A 16,209-nucleotide genomic window follows, 5' to 3' on the forward strand; every position below is an offset into this window, starting at 1 on the left:
CCCCTGTTACTAGTGGACGTCGCATCCCGGCCGAATGTCCCCTGTGTGACGTGGCTCTCAATCCGCAGGTCAGGCCCCTTATTGATGCGTGTACATCAAGAGACGCCGCCTACTGGGCGACATAGTGGAGGACCAAAGTCCTGTGGGCCGCCTCACGGGTTTGCGGCGCGGATGTCACGGAGAGCAGAAGAACCCTCACGACTTCGGGGCCTCGAATGTGACCGGCGCCTCGAAAGCCGCCCGCCGGGTGGCCCGGCGCAACGCCCGCAGGATCGCCGGCCCCAGCGCGAGGCCGAGCAGAACCGTGACGAAGGCCCGCGACAGGTCCCAGCCGAGCGAGGTCGCCAGGCAGTACGCGACGAAATGGCCGAGGTTCTCCCCGAGGGGAGCCCTCGGGTCGTAGGAGACACCGGTGGACATCCCCCCGAGCAGGGTCCAGCCCTGGAGGTTCATCGCCGTGCCGTAGAAGAGGGCCGAGACGGCCCCGTAGGCCGCGAGCATCCACAGCTCGCCGCGCCCCCGCAGCGTGTGCGCCCCGGGCAGCAGCCCCGCGCCCATGCACACCCAGCCCATCGACAGCATCTGGAACGGCATCCACGGCCCGACGCCCCCGGTGAGCAGCGCCGACGCGAACATCGACACCGCCCCGAGCACGAACCCGAAGCCGGGCCCGAGCACCCGGCCGCTCAACACCATCAGGAAGAACATCGGCTCGATGCCCGCCGTGCCCGCGCCCAGCGGCCGCAGCGCGGCACCCGCGGCGGCCAGCACCCCGAGCATGGCGATGGCCTTCGCGTCCAGGCCGACGTCCGCGATGGTCGCCACGACCACGGCGAGCAGCAGCGGCAGCAGCGCCGCGAACAGCCACGGGGCGTCCTGCGCGTGTTCGGTGAACCCCGACTCGGCGCCCGCGAGCAGCGGCCACCCGATGGCGGCCACACCCACCGCGCTGACCAGCACCAGCGCGGCGACGGACCGGGGACCGAGCCGGATGGGCCGCACCTGAGGGGCACCACCGCGCCGCCCCTCGCGGCCGGTGCTGTCCGCCCTCCGCCGCCCCGCGCGCCCCGTGCCGCTCACGACGCGTCCTCCGTCGCCGCGAGGGCCCGGCGCACCTGCGCCACCGTCAGCCACTCGCGCGGCGCGAGGATCTTCGTGACCTGCGGCGCGAAGGCCGGCGACGCCACCACCACCTGGGGGGTGGGGCCGTCCGCGACGACCTCGCCGTCCGCGAGGATCACCACGCGATGGGCGATCTCGGCGGCCAGCTCGACGTCGTGCGTGGCCAGTACGATCGCGTGCCCCTCGGTCGCGAGGTTCCGCAGGATCGTGACCAGGCGGGCCTTGGCCGCGTAGTCCAGGCCGCGGGTCGGCTCGTCCAGCAGGAGAAGGGGAGGGCGCGCGGTCAGCACGACCGCCAGGGCGAGCGCCAGCCGCTGGCCCTCGGAGAGGTCCCGGGGGTGCGTGTCGTCCGCGATGCCGGGCAGCAGCTCGCTCACCAGGGCCCGGCACGTGCCGGGGTCCGCGTCCGCGTCCCGGTCGGCGGCGGCGCACTCCCCGGCCACGGTGTCGGCGTACAGCAGGTCGCGCGGCTCCTGCGGGACCAGGCCCACGTGCCGGATCAGCTGCCGCGGTGCGGTGCGGTGGGGGACGTGCCCGCCGACGCGGACGGCACCCGAAGTGGGTTCCAGGAGGCCGACCAGGGTGGACAGCAGGGTGGACTTGCCGGCGCCGTTGCGGCCCATGAGCGCGACGGTCTCGCCCGGCAGGACGGTCAGGTCGACGCGGCGCAGCGCCTCGACGCGCCCGCGCCGCACGGCCAGCCGCTCGACGGCCGCCGCGGGCTCCTCGCCGGACGTACGTTCCCTGCGCAGCCGGGGCCAGCGGCTCGCCGGCCGCTCCTCGGGCCGCCCGGCCGCCGTCTCCTGGCGGGGCTGCGACCCGGCGAGCCGCTCCCGCAGCGCGCCCGCCGCGCGCCGCGCGTCCCGCACGGTCAGCGGCAGCGGCGACCAGCCCGCGAGGCGGCCGAGCGCGACCACCGGCGGATGGACGGGGGAGCGGGCCATCAGCGTGGCCGGGTCGCCGAGCACCGGTGGCTCGCCCGGCGCCGCGAGCAGCAGCACCTGGTCCGCGTACTGCACGACCCGCTCAAGGCGGTGCTCGGCCATCAGGACGGTCGTGCCGAGGTCGTGGACGAGCCGCTGGAGCACGGCGAGCACCTCCTCGGCGGCGGCCGGGTCGAGCGCGGAGGTCGGCTCGTCCAGGACGAGGACGCGGGGGTGCGGGGTGAGGACCGAGCCGATGGCGACCCGCTGGCGCTGCCCTCCGGAGAGCGTGGCGATGGGCCGGTCGCGCAGCTCGGCGAGGCCGAGCAGGTCCAGGGTCTCCTCGACGCGCCTGCGCATCACGTCGGGGGCGAGGCCCAGCGACTCCATGCCGTAGGCCAGCTCGTCCTCGACCGTGTCCGTCACGAAGTGCGCGAGCGGGTCCTGGCCCACCGTTCCGACGACGTCGGCGAGTTCGCGGGGCTTGTGCGTACGGGTGTCACGGCCCGCCACGGTGACCCGGCCGCGCAGTGTGCCGCCGGTGAAGTGCGGCACGAGGCCGCTGACCGTGCCGAGCAGCGTCGACTTGCCGACGCCGGACGGGCCGACGAGCAGCACCAGTTCGCCCTCGGGGACGGTGAGGTCGACGCCCTGGACGGTGGGCCCCGCGCCGCCCTCGTACGTCACGGAGACCTCCTCGAAGCGGATCACGGCGTCTCCTCCACGGATTTCACGGACTTCTCGGGCTGCACGGGGTTCTCGGACTTCACGGGCTGCACGGACTTCCCGGTGTCCACGGACTCGACGGCCTCGACGGCCTCGACGGCCTCGGCGGACTTGCCGCGACGCGGCTTCGTGGACGTCCCGCGCGGCTCGGCGGGGACGGGCGCCACGAACGCGGGCAGCAGCCCGATCAGCGCCGCCGCCGCGGGCCACAGCGGCAGCGTCGGCGCGACCAGCGGTACGACACCGGGGTGCAGGGCGGCGTCGCAGGACGCGGCCCAGATCGTCAGGCCCGCGACGGCGAGGCCCGACCCGGCGACCAGCCAGGCCCGCACGCCCCACGAGTCGGGCCGGTAGCGGGTGCGCACGGCGCGGCGTCCGCCGAGCCGCAGCCCCACGAGCGCGGCCGACAGCCCCGCGCCGAGGGCGGGCAGACCGTAGGAGATGCCCCGCGCGGTCAGCAGCCCGTACACGCCGACGCACACGCCCATCAGGCCGCCCAGCGTCAGCACGGCGGTGACCGCCCGCACCCGGACCGGCACGGGGGCGCTGCGCCCGAAGCCGCGCGCGTCCATCGCGGCCGCCAGTGCGACGGACCGCTCCAGCGCCCCCTCCAGTACCGGCAGGCCCACCTGGAGCAGCCCGCGCATCCCCTTGTCCGACCGCCCGCGCAGCCGCCGCGCGGCCCGCAACCGCTGCACGTCCGCGATGAGGTTCGGCGCGAAGGTCATCGCCACGACGACGGCGACCCCCACCTCGTACAGCGCGCCCGGCAGCGACTTCAGCAGCCGGGACGGGCTCGCGAGGGCGTTCGCGGCGCCGACGCAGATCAGCAGACCGGCCAGCTTGACCCCGTCGTAGAGCGCGAAGACCATGCCCTCCGCGGTGACCCGGCCGCCGATCCGCACGCCCTTGGCCCACTCGGGCAGCGGCACCTCGGGCAGTGTCACGAGGGTGTGCGTGCCCGGGATCGGGGAGCCGAGCACCAGGGCGAAGACCAGCCGGATGGCGATGACGAGCAGACCCAGCTTCACGAACGCGCCGTAGGACCTCGCCCACGGCGCGGACGTCCGCCGCGCCGCCACGACATGGCCCGCGACGCCGATCAGCAGCCCGATGAGCAGCGGGTTCGTGGTGCGGGACGCCGCGGTGCCGAGGCCGAGCGCCCACACCCACCAGGCGCCCGGGTGCAGGGCGTTGCCCCGGTGCGCCAGGGGCGCCGGGCGGCGCCGGAGGCGGCCGGGCGCGCCGCTGCCGTGCTGCGTCATCGTGCTGTCCGTCTCCGTGTCCGCGTCCGTGTTCGGGGCCGCGTCAGCCGCGACGGCGCCGGGCCTGCCAGAACGCGGCACCGCCGACCAGCGCGACCGCGACCGCTCCCGCGATCAGGCCGACGGAGGGGCCGCGCTCACCCTCGACCCTGCCCCCGGCGTCCGCGCCCTTCCCGTCCTTGCCGGGGCGGGTCCGCGCCGAGCCGTCGCCGGAGACCTGCTCGCCGCAGCCCGACTTCGGGTAGCCCGCGATGGCGCACAGCAGCGCCTTGCTGTCGTAGCGCAGCGGCTCGGCGACCGAGGCGAGGGCGTCCGCCGTGGTGGCGTCCTTCGCGACCCGCGCGCAGGCCTCGCGCGGGGCGGGCGGCGCCTCGCCCTCGGGCGCGTCCTCGGGCAGGCCGAAGTCGATGACCAGCGCGACCCGCTTGCGGCCGTCCTCGGCGGGGGTGCCGGCGCAGATGTCCCGGAAGTTCGCGGAGCCGCGCGGCCGCGCGGAGTCCTTCGAGTCGTCGGAGACCGAGAAACGGAACCCCTGCACGTCACCGTCCTCGGGCCGGTCGGTGCCGGGCCCCTGACTCGCGTACGTCCAGGTGTCGCCGGCGCGCTCCCAGAACGACCAGTAGCGGTACCCGGCGGCCTGCGCGGGCGCGGCCGCGATCAGACAGAGCAGCGCGGCGACGAGCGCGCCGAGGGCCGCGCGCCCGCGCCGGGCGCGGCCCGCCGCCGGCCGCGTCCGGCGGCGCGTCACAGCTGCTGCTTCTTGCGGTTGGCGCTGTAGAGGAAGCCGATGCCGATGCCGGCGACCATGCCGACGCCGACGATCCACCAGATGTTGACGCCCTCGTTCTTCTTCTCGTCCCGGTCCGCGTCCGCGGTGGAGGAGGAGTCGGAGGCGGTCGCGGGCGGCGGCCCCTGGGCGCCGAGCTGCTTCACGAGGTCGGCGCCGCCGAAGTCGCGCGGGTCCATGCCCGCCGCGTGGGCGGCGAAGATCAGCTGGGCGTAGGCGGCGGGGCCCGACTCCTTCGCCCACTTCGCGGAGTTCCCGGCGAGCCAGCGGGCGGACTTCTCCGCCTGCTCGCGCTGCCCCGCGGCGGCGAGGGCGACCACGGAGTCGGCGGTGTTGCCGACGTCCGGCACGTCGCCGGCGCCGGTGAGGTGGTCGTCCTCGGCCTTGAGCGTCTTCAGGAGATAGCCCGCGCCGTTGCTCGCGGCCTGCGAGGCGGTGTCCGGCTTCGCGCACTTGGGCGCGGAGTCGTCCGCCTTGGGGGCGGGGGCCACGACGAGGCCCTTGCCGAGGCTGCCGAGCACGCCGGCGGCGGTGGCGCCCGCGTTCGGGGAGAGCTTCTTGGTCTTGGCGTCGGCGAGGCCGAAGGCGCCGCCGTCCTTGCCGCAGTCCATGGCCAGCTTCGGCAGCGCGTCGTAGGCGGACCTGCCCTTCTGGGACTTCAACCGCGCGGGGTTCTCGCCGGCGGCGACGAGCGCGCCGACCACCAGGCCGGTGGAGTCGGCGTCGGAGGGCAGGCCCGGGTTGTAGCCCCAGCCGCCGTCCTGGTTCTGCACGGACTTGAGCCAGTCGACACTCCTGTCGACCGTCTTGGCCAGGGCCTTGTCGTCGTCGCCGAGCGCGGCGAGCGCCTGCGCGGCGGCGGCCGTGGAGTTGCTGTCGACCGGCGTCTTGGAGTCGCACGGCTCGCTCGCGTCGGCGCGGTAGGCCGCGAAGCCACCGCTCGCGCACTGCTGCCCGGTCAGCCAGTGCACGGCCTTGGCCGCGGGCTTCACGCCGACGGTGTCCTGGGCGAGCAGGGCGTACGACTGCCGGAAGACGCCGTCGAACTTCGGGTCGGACGTGCCGTACAGGCCCGAGGGGAGGGCGGCGGGCGACGGCGAGGTGTCATCCGCGAAGGCGGCCGGTGCGGCGGCCGGGCCGAACACGGCGACGGCGGCCAGGACCGCTGCGCTGCGGCGAACGTTCATGATGCGGCGGGTTGCCTCTCCCTGCGGGGAGCGGGGCGGCACGGCCCGTGCGAGCACGGGTTCCGGGCGGCTCCGGCTCCGTGTACCTCGACGGTGCCGCTCATCGGGGGCCCCGATGAAGCGAGCCGGTCACGGTTCCGCGCCGGGCAATCCGGCTCACCGACCGAGCGGCCGGTACACGGCGGACGTGAGGACGACCCGCTCACTCTACCGGCCCGTACCGGTGGCCGGGATTCCGCGGCGGGACGCCGAAGGAGGGGGAGCGGAGGGGAGGAGGAGGGGCGGCAGGGGGAGCGTGAGGAAAAGAAGAAATGCGCGGGGGGCGCTAAACACATCGGCCGCCGCGGGGTGCTCAAGGGTGTCGTCACCGATTCCAGGAGGCAAGATGCCGACCTTCGTACGGGACCCCGCCGTCCTCACCGCGGCCCTGAGCGCCGTCGCCGCGCTGGGGAACCTGCTCCGGGCCTGGCTGGAGGGCCCGGGGGGCCGCCGCCGCGCCGTCACCCGCGCCCTGCGTGTCCAGGGCCGCGCAACCGCCTGGGAGTACACCTCGTCCCCCACAGACACAGGCGACCGGATGGACCGGGTGAACGACACGGACCGAGCGAGCGACACGGACCGGACGGGCCACGCGACGACGGGAGAGCAGCGGTGAGCCACGGCGACCTCACCCACGACAGCCGTGCGGACCACGAGGACTTCGACACGTTCTACCGCCGCACCTACCCCCGCACCCTCGCGCGGGCGCTCATGGAGTGGCGCGACCTGGGGGAGGCGGAGGATGCGGTACAGGACGCGTACGTCGCACTGCTGCGCCACTGGGACAAGGTGCGCACCTACAACAGCCCCGAAGCGTGGGTGTATCTGGTGATGAGGCGACGGCAGCACAGGGCGTTCAAGCGGTGGTCGCGGCGGCGCGAGCTGGAGATCGCCCCGCCGCCCACCGCCCGCGTCGAGGACACCGCGGAGGTCAGGGCGGTCCTGGACGCCATGCCGGGACTGCCCCCGCGGCAGCGCGAGGTCATGGTGCTGTACTGCCTGGAGGGCATGGGGCAGAAGGAGATCGCCGAGGCGCTGGGCATCAGCCGGGGCACTGTCGCCGCGAGCCTGCACCAGGCCCGCCGCCGGCTGGCGCGCGCGCTCGACCTCGACCTCGCCCCCGTCGGCGAGGGCGGCGGCGACGCGCTGCTGCCCGCGCCCGTGTGCGCGGTGGGCCCGGCGGCCCGGGAAGCGCGCACGCCGTCCGCGCAGGGCGACCCGGTCGCCGACGCCGTGCGGCACGCCGAGGAGTGGCTCGCCGCCGCCTGCGCGGCACGGACGAATCCCGTACGGACGAATTCCCGGCTCACGGAGGTGTATCGGCGCGCGGCGGCGGACAATGGCGCCAACGGGCATGAGGGAGGCGGTAGTTGATCCGTAACCGATGGTCCCGCGGGCTCGCCGCGGGACTTGTCCTGACCCTTCTGGCACTGCTCTACCTGCTGGCCGCCGTCGTCGTGGTCGGGTCGATCGCCGTCCTCGCGCTGGCCGCTGTCCTGCTGATCACGATGTCGCCGCTGTTCGTGATCGGCAAGGCCGCCGTCCTGCCCGTCGCGAAGGCCGTGTTCGGCGCCGTGCGCGGCGGCGTCGGGCGCGGTGAGCCCGGCGCCCGGCGCGTGTCCGGGCTCGACGCGCCGGACCTGTGGAGGTTCGTCGAGGAACTCGCCCACCGGGCGGGCACGCCCGCCCCCACCCACCTGTGGCTCACCGCGGGCGCCAACGCGAAGGTACGGCTGACGGGCCTGACCCGCCGTCGCCGCAGGCGCTCCCTCTACGTCGGCGTGCCGCTGCTCCTCACCCTGGACGCCGACGAACTGCGTGCCGTCCTCGCCCACGAACTGGGGCACTACGCACGCCGCGACCCGTGGTTCTCTGCCCTGGTCTACCGGGGCGCCGCCAAGCTGCGGGACATCGACGCGGGGCTCAGCCGCCCCGCGCTCCCGATGACCGATGTCCGGCTCGCCAACACGCTGTTGCAGGGGTACGCGTACGTGCTGCGCGGCCTCTTCGGCGGCTTCGCGTGCCTCTACGCGAGCGTCACCTCGCCCGTCCTGCGCCGCCAGGAGTACGCGGCGGACGCCTTCGCCGCCCAGGTGGTGCCGCCCGCCGTGGTCGCCCGCGCGCTGCGGTCGGCGGAGGCGGTCCACCTCGACTGGGGCACCTTCCGGGGCGGCGTCCTCACCCTGCTCCACCACCGCGAACGGATGCCCGACGACCCCTTCGCGGCCTTTCTCACCGTGCGCCGGGATCCGGAGCTGCGCACCCTCGTGGCGGCCCACGCGCCGCACCCGCCCCGGCAGCGGCGCCACGCCGGCACCCACCCGACGATGCCCGCGCGTCTGACGGCCCTCAGAGGGGCGCGCGGGCCCCAGGAGGACGCCGCCGGCGCCTGGGCCGAGGACCCCGGCCTGGCGGCGGTCCTGGCCAAGGCGCTCCCCGCCGAGGTGGGGGCGCGGATGTTCGGCTGTGACTGCGCGGGTGACGTCCTGTCCGTCGGGGACTGGCTGGGGGAGGTGCGGCGCCTGGAAGCGGTACGGGCCGAGGAGCGGTTGCACCGCCTGTACGACCTGTACTGGCGCGCGGGCGCCTACCGGGTCCCCGAGCGCCCGACCCTGCGGGGCATGCGGACGCTGCTGTACAGGGAGGCGGGCACCGACCGGGCCGCCCGGCTGCGCGCGGCCGAGCGCCGGGGCGGACTGACGCACGCGCAGTGGAAGGGGCTGCTCGACCTGGCCGTGGCGCGGGAGCGGGCGGGCGCGGGCGACCTCGACCGCCGGCTCGCACCGCTGTCGGCGCCCCACCGGTGTGTCGCGGCGAGCGTCCGCACCCCGGCCACGCGCACGCTGCGGTTGACGCGCGCGATGGCGGTGTCCGTCGTCCTGACGGTGGCCGCGGCGGTGCCGGACTACGGCTCGGGGGACGACCCGGCGCCGTCGTACCGGACGCCCCTGCCCTCGCGGACGGACCACGGCGGATACGAGCCGCCGGATTACGCGGTGCCCGACCACCTGCCCGACCACGACTACCGGCAGGACCTGCCGTCCGCGACCCCCCTGCCGAGCCGCGTCCCCCCGCTGGAGCTCAGCGTCCCACCGCGACGTACGTGACCGGGTCGCTCCCGGCCACCACCTCCGCGCGCCCGAGCTTCACCAGGCGCCGCACATGGGCCTCGGCCTCCGAGACCGCGATGGTGCGTGAGCCGGGCGGGATCTCGGCCCAGGGGCGGTTCCACTCCATGCGCTCGGCGAGCCGCCAGGGGGTGCGGGGCTCGGCGAGCAGCCCGAGCAGCCCGGTCAGGCGTTCCTCGTGGTGGGCGATCAGCTCGCGGACGCGGGCGCCGGCGCCGGTGAACGCGTGCTGGTGCGCGGGCAGCACCTCGGCCGGGCCGAGGCGGGCGACGCGCTCCAAGGAGTCGAGGTAGTCGCCCAGGGGATCGGTGGCGGTGGCGGTGGCGGTGGCGGTGTCGTCGTCCGGGTCCTCGTACAGGCCGATGTGCGGGGTGATGCCGGGCAGCAGGTGGTCGCCGGAGAAGAGCCGGCCGTTGCCCGCCAGTCCGGCGGGGTGGGCCTCCTCCAGGTGCAGGCAGACGTGCCCGGGGGTGTGGCCGGGCGTCCAGACGGCGCGCAGCCGGCGCCCCGGCAGGCCGAGCAGCTCGCCGGGGGCGATGCCGAGGTCGGGCAGCGCGGGCCGCAGGCCGGGCAGCCCGCGGGGGCGGTCCGCGTCGCGCGCGCGGAGCAGCGGGGCGACGTGCTCGGCGGGGGCGCCGGCGGCGGCGAGCTTCGCGGCCAGGTAGCCGTACCAGCGCTTCGGCGGGTTGGCGCGGGTGCGGCGCACCACGGCCGCGTCCGCCTCGTGCATCGCGAGCCACGCCCCGGACGCCTCGCGCACCCGTGCGGACAGGCCGTGGTGGTCGGGGTGGTGGTGCGTGAGGACCACGCCGTGCACCTCCTCGACCGAGGTCCCGCAGGCGGCGAGCCCGGCGGTGAGCGCGGCCCAGGACGTCGGGTCGTCCCAGCCGGTGTCGACGAGGACGGGGCCGGCGTCGGTGTCCAAAAGGTGGACGAGGGTGCAGCCGAGGGGGTTGTCGGGGATCGGGACCTTCAGGCTCCAGACGCCCCCGCCGTGCTCGATCACCGGTGGTTCGCTCACCTGGGCCATGGGCGCCTCGTCTCCCGCCGACGCCACTCGTCGGCCGACGCCCCCACTATAACTAGAACCCGTTCCAATGGCCCCCGAAGTCGACCTGCTCAAAAGCGAGTTGACCGTCCGGCGCGTGGACTCCGCCAAGTGGAACTGGTATCAGTTCTGACACCAGGTCAGAAAACGGCCCGCAGGAGGCAGTCAGCCATGACGGAGCTCGTGGAACACGGACAGCTTTTGATCGGCGGGAAGTTGGTGGACCCGCTCGGGCGGGACGTCATCGACGTCGTCTCCCCGCACACCGGCGAGGTGTTCGCCCGCGTGCCGCACGCGGCCACCGCCGACGTGGACCGCGCCGTCGCATGCGCCCGCAAGGCGTTCGACGAGGGGCCCTGGCCGCGGCTGACCGTGGACGAGCGGATCGAGGTCGTCACCAGGATCAAGGACGGCTTCGCGGTGCGCCACGAGGAGATCGCCCGCGTCATCAGCTCCGAGAACGGCACGCCGTACACCTCCGGCGTGATGGTGCAGGCCCTCGCCGCGATGATGGTGTGGGACGCGGCGATCACTGTCGCCCGCGACTTCCCGTACGAGGAGCCCCGCGACGGGGTCCTCGGGAAGCTGCTCGTGCGCCGCGAGCCGATGGGCGTCGTCGCGGCCGTCGTGCCCTGGAACGTCCCGCAGTTCACCGCCGCCGCCAAGCTCGCCCCCGCGCTGCTCGCGGGCTGCCCGGTGGTCCTGAAGACCTCGCCCGAGGCGCCGCTGGACGCCTACATCCTCGCGGAGATCGCCGCCGAGGCGGGCCTGCCGGAGGGTGTGCTCTCGATCCTGTGCGCCGACCGTGAGGTCAGCGAGTACCTCGTCGGGCACCCGGGCGTCGACAAGGTGTCCTTCACCGGGTCCGTCGCCGCGGGCAAGCGTGTCATGGAGGTCGCCGCCCGCAACCTCACCCGCGTCACCCTGGAGCTGGGCGGCAAGTCCGCCGCGGTGATCCTGCCCGACGCCGACGCGGCGAGCGCGGTCGCCGGCATCGTGCCGTTCGCCTGGATGATCAACGGCCAGGCGTGCGTGGCCCAGACCCGCGTCCTCGTGCCGCGCACCCGCTACGACGAGTTCGCCGACGCCTTCGCCGCCGCCGCGTCCGCGCTCAAGGTCGGCGACCCCCTCGACCCCGCCACCGAACTCGGCCCGCTGGTCACCGAACGCCAGCAGCGCCGCTCCCTGGACTACATCCGCATCGGCCAGGAGGAGGGCGCCAAGATCCTCGCGGGCGGCGGCCGTCCCCCCGGGTTCGACCGCGGCTGGTACGTGGAGCCGACCCTCTTCGGCGGCGTCGACAACTCCATGCGCGTCGCCCGCGAGGAGATCTTCGGGCCCGTCGTCTGCCTGCTGCCGTACGGCGACGAGGACGAGGCGGTGCGGATCGCCGACGACTCCGAGTACGGCCTCAGCGGCAGCGTCTGGACAGCCGATGTCGAACGCGGCATCGACGTCGCCCGCCGGGTGCGCACCGGCACGTACTCCGTGAACACCTTCAGCCTCGACATGCTCGGACCCTTCGGCGGCTACAAGAACTCGGGCCTGGGCCGGGAGTTCGGGCCCGAGGGGTACGGCGAGTACTTCGAGCACAAGATGATCCACCTGCCCGCCGGCCACGAGGGGAGCGGTGCGTGAGGGGCGACCGCTGGCGCGTCGAGGTCGACAGGTCGCTCTGCATCGGCTCGGGCATGTGCGTGGCCACCGCGCCCGGCGGCTTCACGCTGGACACCGCCCGGCAGTCCCGCCCCGCCGCCCCCGAGGGCGACGCCGACGAGCGGGTCCTTGAGGCCGCCGAGGGCTGCCCCGTGGAGGCGATCACCATCACCCTGGCCGACACCGGGGAGGTGGTCTTCCCGCCGGAGGACTGACGGCCCCGCCGGAGGTCCGAGGCGCCCCGCCGCCGGGCCGCCGCGGGGCTCACGTACCGGGTTCGGCCGTCAGGTCGATGAGACGGCAGACGGTCTCGATGTCGATCTTCACCTGGGCGATCGAGGCCCGCCCCGAGAGCCAGGTGATCAGCGCCGAGTGCCAGGTGTGCTCGATGACCCGCACCGCCGACAGCTGCCGGGCGCTCGGCGGCTCGGTCAGGCCCATGGCCTCCAGGATGATCGCCGTCGTCAGCCGCGAGACCGTGTCGACCTCGGGGCTCACCGAGCGGTCGGCGAAGGTCAGGGCCCGCACCATCGCGTCCGCCAGGTGCGGCTCGCGCTGGAGGGCGCGGAAGGCGCGCATCAGCGTCTCCGCGACCCGCTCCGCGGGCGTCTGCCCGGTCGGCGGGCGTTTGCGGATCGTCGTGTGCATGTGCTGGAGCTGGTCCTGCATGGTGGCGACCAGCAGATGCACCTTGGAGGGGAAGTAGCGGTAGAGCGTGCCGAGGGCCACGCCCGCGGCCTCGGCCACCTCGCGCATCTGCACCGCGTCGAAACCGCCCCGGCTGGCCAGTTGGGCGCTGGCGTGCAGGATGCGGCGCCGGCGCGCCTCCTGACGCTCGGTGAGGGGCGGCGTCGCAGGGCTCGTCGCCTTGGCTTCCGCTGTCATGTGGGCCCCTCCGAAACGCCTCGCGAGATCGCACAGCATGGCAGGGAGCTTGTCGTGGCGCGAATCACCTGATCCGGGCCGTCCACCTCGCCTACCTGCCGGTAGATTCAAAGCTCGTTCAGCGATCATCCACCGATCACCCGGCGATCCGCCAGAGATCACCCGGGGATCGAGTCTGAAACTTGTTCTAGATTAGCGTCCCGGCGTAACCTCGCGGACAACTGCACGGAGAAGGGGGCCGAGAGTGACCGCTGAGGCCATGGAGGCGGGCCCCCGCAAGGGCACCGACGCCGACGGCGACCGCCCGTTGCGCATCGCCCTCCTCACGTACAAGGGGAACCCGTTCTGCGGGGGCCAGGGCGTGTACGTACGTCATCTCTCGCGCGAGCTGGCACGGCTCGGCCACAGCGTCGAAGTCATCGGCGCGCAGCCCTACCCCGTCCTCGACGAGGGTCAGGGACTCGAAGGCCTCCGGCTCACCGAGCTGCCGAGCCTCGACCTGTACCGCTCGCCGGACCCCTTCCGCACCCCGGGCCGCGACGAGTACCGCGACTGGATCGACGCCCTCGAAGTGGCGACCATGTGGACCGGCGGCTTCCCGGAGCCCGTCACCTTCAGCCTGCGGGCCCGGCGCCATCTGCGCGCCCGGCGCGGCGAGTTCGACGTCGTGCACGACAACCAGACCCTCGGCTACGGCCTCCTCGGCGACCTCGGCGCGCCCCTGGTCACCACCATCCACCACCCCATCACGGTCGACCGGCAACTGGAGCTGGACGCCGCCCCCGACCTCGGGCGCCGGCTCTCCGTGCGCCGCTGGTACGCCTTCACGCGCATGCAGAAGCGCGTCGCGCGCCGTCTGCCGTCGGTCCTCACCGTCTCCGGCACCTCCCGCCAGGAGATCATCGACCACCTCGGGGTCCGCGAGGACCGCATCGACGTCGTCCACATCGGCGCCGACACCGGCCTCTTCTCACCGGACCCGGCCGTGCCGGAGGTGCCGGGCAGGATCGTCACGACCTCCAGCGCCGACGTCCCGCTCAAGGGCCTGGTCCACCTCGTGGAGGCGCTCGCCGAGGTGCGCGGCGAGCACCCCGGCGCCCACCTCGTCGTCGTCGGCAAGCGCGCCGAGGGCGGGCCCGTCGCCCGCGCCATCGAACGCCACGGCCTCGCGGGGAGCATCGAGTTCGTCAAGGGCATCACCGACGCCGAACTGGTCGACCTCGTCCGCTCCGCGCAGGTCGCCTGCGTCCCCTCGCTCTACGAGGGGTTCTCCCTGCCCGCGGCGGAGGCGATGGCCACCGGCACACCGCTCCTCGCGACCACCGGCGGCGCCATCCCGGAGGTCGCGGGCCCCGACGGCGAGACCTGCCTCGCCGTGCCGCCCGGCGACGCGGGAGCGCTGGCGCTCGGCCTGAAGCGGCTGCTCGGCGACCCCGAACTGCGCACCCGCCTCGGCCGCGCGGGCCGCGAGCGGGTGCTGCGGAAGTTCACCTGGGCGCAGGCCGCCAAGGGCACCGCCGAACGCTACCGCGAGGCCATGAGCCGCTCCGCCGCCACGAACCCCGGCCGCGCCGCGGCCACCCCGACGCACTCCGGGAGCCATCGCTGATGCTGACCGTCGACTTCACCCGCTTCCCGCTCGCCGCGGGCGACCGCGTCCTGGACCTGGGCTGCGGCGCGGGCCGGCACGCCTTCGAGTGCTACCGGCGCGGCGCCCAGGTGGTGGCCCTCGACCAGAACGCCGAGGAGATCCGCGAGGTCGCCAAGTGGTTCGCCGCGATGAAGGAGGCGGGCGAGGCCCCGGCGGGCGCCACGGCCACCGCCATGGAGGGCGACGCACTCAACCTGCCGTTCCCCGACGAGTCGTTCGACGTCGTGATCATCTCCGAGGTCATGGAGCACATCCCCGACGACAAGGGCGTCCTCGCCGAGATGGTGCGGGTCCTCAAGCCGGGCGGCCGCATCGCCGTGACGGTCCCGCGCTACGGCCCCGAGAAGGTCTGCTGGGCGCTCTCCGACGCCTACCACGAGGTCGAGGGCGGCCACATCCGCATCTACAAGGCCGACGAGCTCCTCGCCAGGATGCGGGAGGCGGGCCTCAAGCCGTACGGCACCCACCACGCCCACGCGCTGCACGCCCCGTACTGGTGGCTCAAGTGCGCGTTCGGCGTCGACAACGACAAGGCGCTGCCCGTGCGGGCGTACCACAAGCTGCTCGTGTGGGACATCATGAAGAAGCCCCTCGCCACGCGCGTCGCCGAACAGCTGCTCAACCCCGTCGTCGGCAAGAGCTTCGTGGCCTACGCCACCAAACCGCACCTGCCGCGGGCGGCGGCCGACGCCGCGGTGGCCGCCAAGTGACGAGCCCCGAGCGCACCGAACACCTCGTCCTGCCCGGCGTCCTGACGGCCGATCAGGCGGCGGCGACGGTCCGCGGCATCCTCGCCGGCCAGCGCGCGGACGGCGCCATCCCGTGGTTCCGCGGGCACCACCTCGACCCCTGGGACCACACCGAGGCCGCCATGGCCCTGGACGCGGCGGGCGAACACGCGGCCGCCGAGCGGGCCTACGACTGGCTGGCCCGCCACCAGAACCCCGACGGCTCCTGGTACGCGGCCTACGCCGACGGGGACCCGCACGACATCACCGACCGCAGCCGCGAGACCAACTTCTGCGCCTATATCGCGGTCGGCGTCTGGCACCACTACCTCGCCACCGGCGACGAGGCGTTCCTGGACCGCATGTGGCCCTCCGTGGTCGCCGCCGTCGAGTTCGTCCTGGCCCTCCAGCAGCCCGGCGGGCAGATCGGCTGGAAGCGGGAGCCCGACGGCACGCCCGTCACCGACGCGCTGCTCACCGGCTCCTCCTCGATGCACCAGGCCCTGCGCTGCGCCCTCGCCGTCGCCGACCAGCGCGGAGAGCCGCAGCCCGACTGGGAGCTGGCCGCCGGGGCCCTCGCCCACGCCGTACGACGCCACCCCGAGCGCTTCCTCGACAAGGACCGCTACTCCATGGACTGGTACTACCCGGTCCTCGGCGGCGCCCTGACCGGCGAGGAGGCCAAGGCCCGCATCGAGCAGGGCTGGGACCGCTTCGTGGTGCCCGGCCTCGGCGTGCGCTGCGTCGATCCGAACCCCTGGGTCACCGGCGGCGAGAGCGCCGAACTCGCCCTCGCCCTGTGGGTGGTGGGCGAATCCGACCGCGCCCTGGAGATCCTCCAGTCCGTCCAGCACCTGCGCGACGACGCGAGCGGCCTGTACTGGACGGGCTATGTCTTCGACGACAAGGCCGTCTGGCCCGAGGAGCTGACCACCTGGACGGCGGGCTCCCTGCTGCTGGCCGTGGCGGCGCTCGGCGGCGACGAGGCGACCTGCGCGGTCTTCTCCGGCGAGCGCCTGCCACGCGGACTCGACCCGGGGTGCTGCGGCTGACGCCCGCGCGGC

At 74.5% G+C, this 16,209-nt stretch carries 15 protein-coding genes; 8 read left to right on the forward strand and 7 right to left on the reverse strand.

Annotation, left to right across the window (positions count from 1 at the left end; genetic code table 11):
• Positions 1–195: 195 nt before the first annotated feature.
• From ACZ5GP_RS03540 to ACZ5GP_RS03560, 5 genes are all read right to left on the reverse strand, one after another.
• Positions 196–1,002, reverse strand: a complete 807-nt coding sequence (locus ACZ5GP_RS03540) for an ECF transporter S component (protein WP_468749673.1) — start codon at positions 1,000–1,002, stop codon at positions 196–198.
• A 74-nt stretch (positions 1,003–1,076) separates the two neighbouring features.
• A complete protein-coding gene (locus tag ACZ5GP_RS03545; protein ID WP_468749192.1) occupies positions 1,077–2,756 on the reverse strand; it encodes an ABC transporter ATP-binding protein in 1,680 nt (559 codons plus the stop codon).
• The gene (locus tag ACZ5GP_RS03550) at positions 2,753–4,036 is read right to left on the reverse strand and encodes an energy-coupling factor transporter transmembrane component T (RefSeq protein ID WP_468749193.1); all 1,284 of its coding nucleotides are present in this window, start codon (positions 4,034–4,036) and stop codon (positions 2,753–2,755) included. The genes ACZ5GP_RS03545 and ACZ5GP_RS03550 overlap by 4 nt, the downstream gene beginning before the upstream one ends.
• A 43-nt stretch (positions 4,037–4,079) precedes the next feature.
• On the reverse strand, positions 4,080–4,784 hold the full coding sequence (locus ACZ5GP_RS03555) for an SCO2322 family protein (protein WP_468749194.1): 705 nt from the start codon (positions 4,782–4,784) through the stop codon (positions 4,080–4,082).
• Positions 4,781–6,010, reverse strand: coding sequence for a prenyltransferase/squalene oxidase repeat-containing protein (locus ACZ5GP_RS03560; RefSeq protein ID WP_468749195.1), 1,230 nt, complete (start codon positions 6,008–6,010; stop codon positions 4,781–4,783). The genes ACZ5GP_RS03555 and ACZ5GP_RS03560 overlap by 4 nt, the downstream gene beginning before the upstream one ends.
• 385 nt (positions 6,011–6,395) lie before the next feature.
• Here ACZ5GP_RS03560 and ACZ5GP_RS03565 point away from each other — a divergent pair, with 385 nt between their 5' ends.
• The 3 genes from ACZ5GP_RS03565 to ACZ5GP_RS03575 are packed head-to-tail and all read left to right on the forward strand — an operon-like array spanning position 6,396 to position 9,156.
• Positions 6,396–6,665, forward strand: a complete 270-nt coding sequence (locus ACZ5GP_RS03565) for a hypothetical protein (RefSeq protein ID WP_468749196.1) — start codon at positions 6,396–6,398, stop codon at positions 6,663–6,665.
• Positions 6,662–7,423, forward strand: coding sequence for an RNA polymerase sigma factor (locus ACZ5GP_RS03570; protein WP_468749197.1), 762 nt, complete (start codon positions 6,662–6,664; stop codon positions 7,421–7,423). The genes ACZ5GP_RS03565 and ACZ5GP_RS03570 overlap by 4 nt, the downstream gene beginning before the upstream one ends.
• Positions 7,420–9,156: a M48 family metalloprotease gene (locus tag ACZ5GP_RS03575; RefSeq protein ID WP_468749198.1), complete on the forward strand. Its 1,737-nt coding sequence runs from the start codon at positions 7,420–7,422 to the stop codon at positions 9,154–9,156. Before ACZ5GP_RS03570 ends, ACZ5GP_RS03575 begins: the two co-directional genes overlap by 4 nt.
• Here ACZ5GP_RS03575 and ACZ5GP_RS03580 read toward each other — a convergent pair.
• The gene (locus ACZ5GP_RS03580; RefSeq protein WP_468749199.1) at positions 9,131–10,207 is read right to left on the reverse strand and encodes an MBL fold metallo-hydrolase; all 1,077 of its coding nucleotides are present in this window, start codon (positions 10,205–10,207) and stop codon (positions 9,131–9,133) included. The two genes, ACZ5GP_RS03575 and ACZ5GP_RS03580, sit on opposite strands and share 26 nt — an antisense overlap.
• 189 nt (positions 10,208–10,396) lie before the next feature.
• Here ACZ5GP_RS03580 and ACZ5GP_RS03585 point away from each other — a divergent pair, with 189 nt between their 5' ends.
• Complete coding sequence (locus ACZ5GP_RS03585; protein ID WP_468749200.1) at positions 10,397–11,863, forward strand: aldehyde dehydrogenase; 1,467 nt, start codon at positions 10,397–10,399, stop codon at positions 11,861–11,863.
• On the forward strand, positions 11,860–12,096 hold the full coding sequence (locus ACZ5GP_RS03590) for a ferredoxin (RefSeq protein WP_468749201.1): 237 nt from the start codon (positions 11,860–11,862) through the stop codon (positions 12,094–12,096). Before ACZ5GP_RS03585 ends, ACZ5GP_RS03590 begins: the two co-directional genes overlap by 4 nt.
• Positions 12,097–12,145: 49 nt before the next feature.
• Here the strand turns inward: ACZ5GP_RS03590 and ACZ5GP_RS03595 are convergent, their stop codons facing one another.
• Positions 12,146–12,766 carry a TetR family transcriptional regulator gene (locus ACZ5GP_RS03595; RefSeq protein ID WP_468749202.1) on the reverse strand — a complete coding sequence of 207 codons (621 nt, stop codon included), beginning with the start codon at positions 12,764–12,766 and terminating at the stop codon, positions 12,146–12,148.
• A gap of 244 nt (positions 12,767–13,010) precedes the next feature.
• Between ACZ5GP_RS03595 and ACZ5GP_RS03600 the strand changes: the two genes are divergently transcribed.
• The 3 genes from ACZ5GP_RS03600 to ACZ5GP_RS03610 are packed head-to-tail and all read left to right on the forward strand — an operon-like array spanning position 13,011 to position 16,197.
• Positions 13,011–14,375: a glycosyltransferase family 4 protein gene (locus ACZ5GP_RS03600; protein ID WP_468749203.1), complete on the forward strand. Its 1,365-nt coding sequence runs from the start codon at positions 13,011–13,013 to the stop codon at positions 14,373–14,375.
• Positions 14,375–15,127 carry a class I SAM-dependent methyltransferase gene (locus ACZ5GP_RS03605; protein ID WP_468749204.1) on the forward strand — a complete coding sequence of 251 codons (753 nt, stop codon included), beginning with the start codon at positions 14,375–14,377 and terminating at the stop codon, positions 15,125–15,127. Before ACZ5GP_RS03600 ends, ACZ5GP_RS03605 begins: the two co-directional genes overlap by 1 nt.
• Positions 15,124–16,197 carry a prenyltransferase gene (locus ACZ5GP_RS03610; RefSeq protein ID WP_468749205.1) on the forward strand — a complete coding sequence of 358 codons (1,074 nt, stop codon included), beginning with the start codon at positions 15,124–15,126 and terminating at the stop codon, positions 16,195–16,197. Before ACZ5GP_RS03605 ends, ACZ5GP_RS03610 begins: the two co-directional genes overlap by 4 nt.
• The last annotated feature ends 12 nt before the right edge of the window (positions 16,198–16,209 follow it).

It is taken from the genome of Streptomyces sp. NPDC031466 (assembly GCF_055581265.1).

Bases quoted from the DNA above. Each gene is read 5' to 3' on its own strand.
- ACZ5GP_RS03585 (WP_468749200.1), top strand. From the start codon at position 10,397: ATGACGGAGCTCGTGGAACACGGACAGCTTTTGATCGGCGGGAAGTTG.
- ACZ5GP_RS03550 (WP_468749193.1), bottom strand. From the start codon at position 4,036: ATGACGCAGCACGGCAGCGGCGCGCCCGGCCGCCTCCGGCGCCGCCCG.
- ACZ5GP_RS03595 (WP_468749202.1), bottom strand. From the start codon at position 12,766: ATGACAGCGGAAGCCAAGGCGACGAGCCCTGCGACGCCGCCCCTCACC.
- ACZ5GP_RS03580 (WP_468749199.1), bottom strand. From the start codon at position 10,207: ATGGCCCAGGTGAGCGAACCACCGGTGATCGAGCACGGCGGGGGCGTC.
- ACZ5GP_RS03560 (WP_468749195.1), bottom strand. From the start codon at position 6,010: ATGAACGTTCGCCGCAGCGCAGCGGTCCTGGCCGCCGTCGCCGTGTTC.
- ACZ5GP_RS03565 (WP_468749196.1), top strand. From the start codon at position 6,396: ATGCCGACCTTCGTACGGGACCCCGCCGTCCTCACCGCGGCCCTGAGC.
- ACZ5GP_RS03605 (WP_468749204.1), top strand. From the start codon at position 14,375: ATGCTGACCGTCGACTTCACCCGCTTCCCGCTCGCCGCGGGCGACCGC.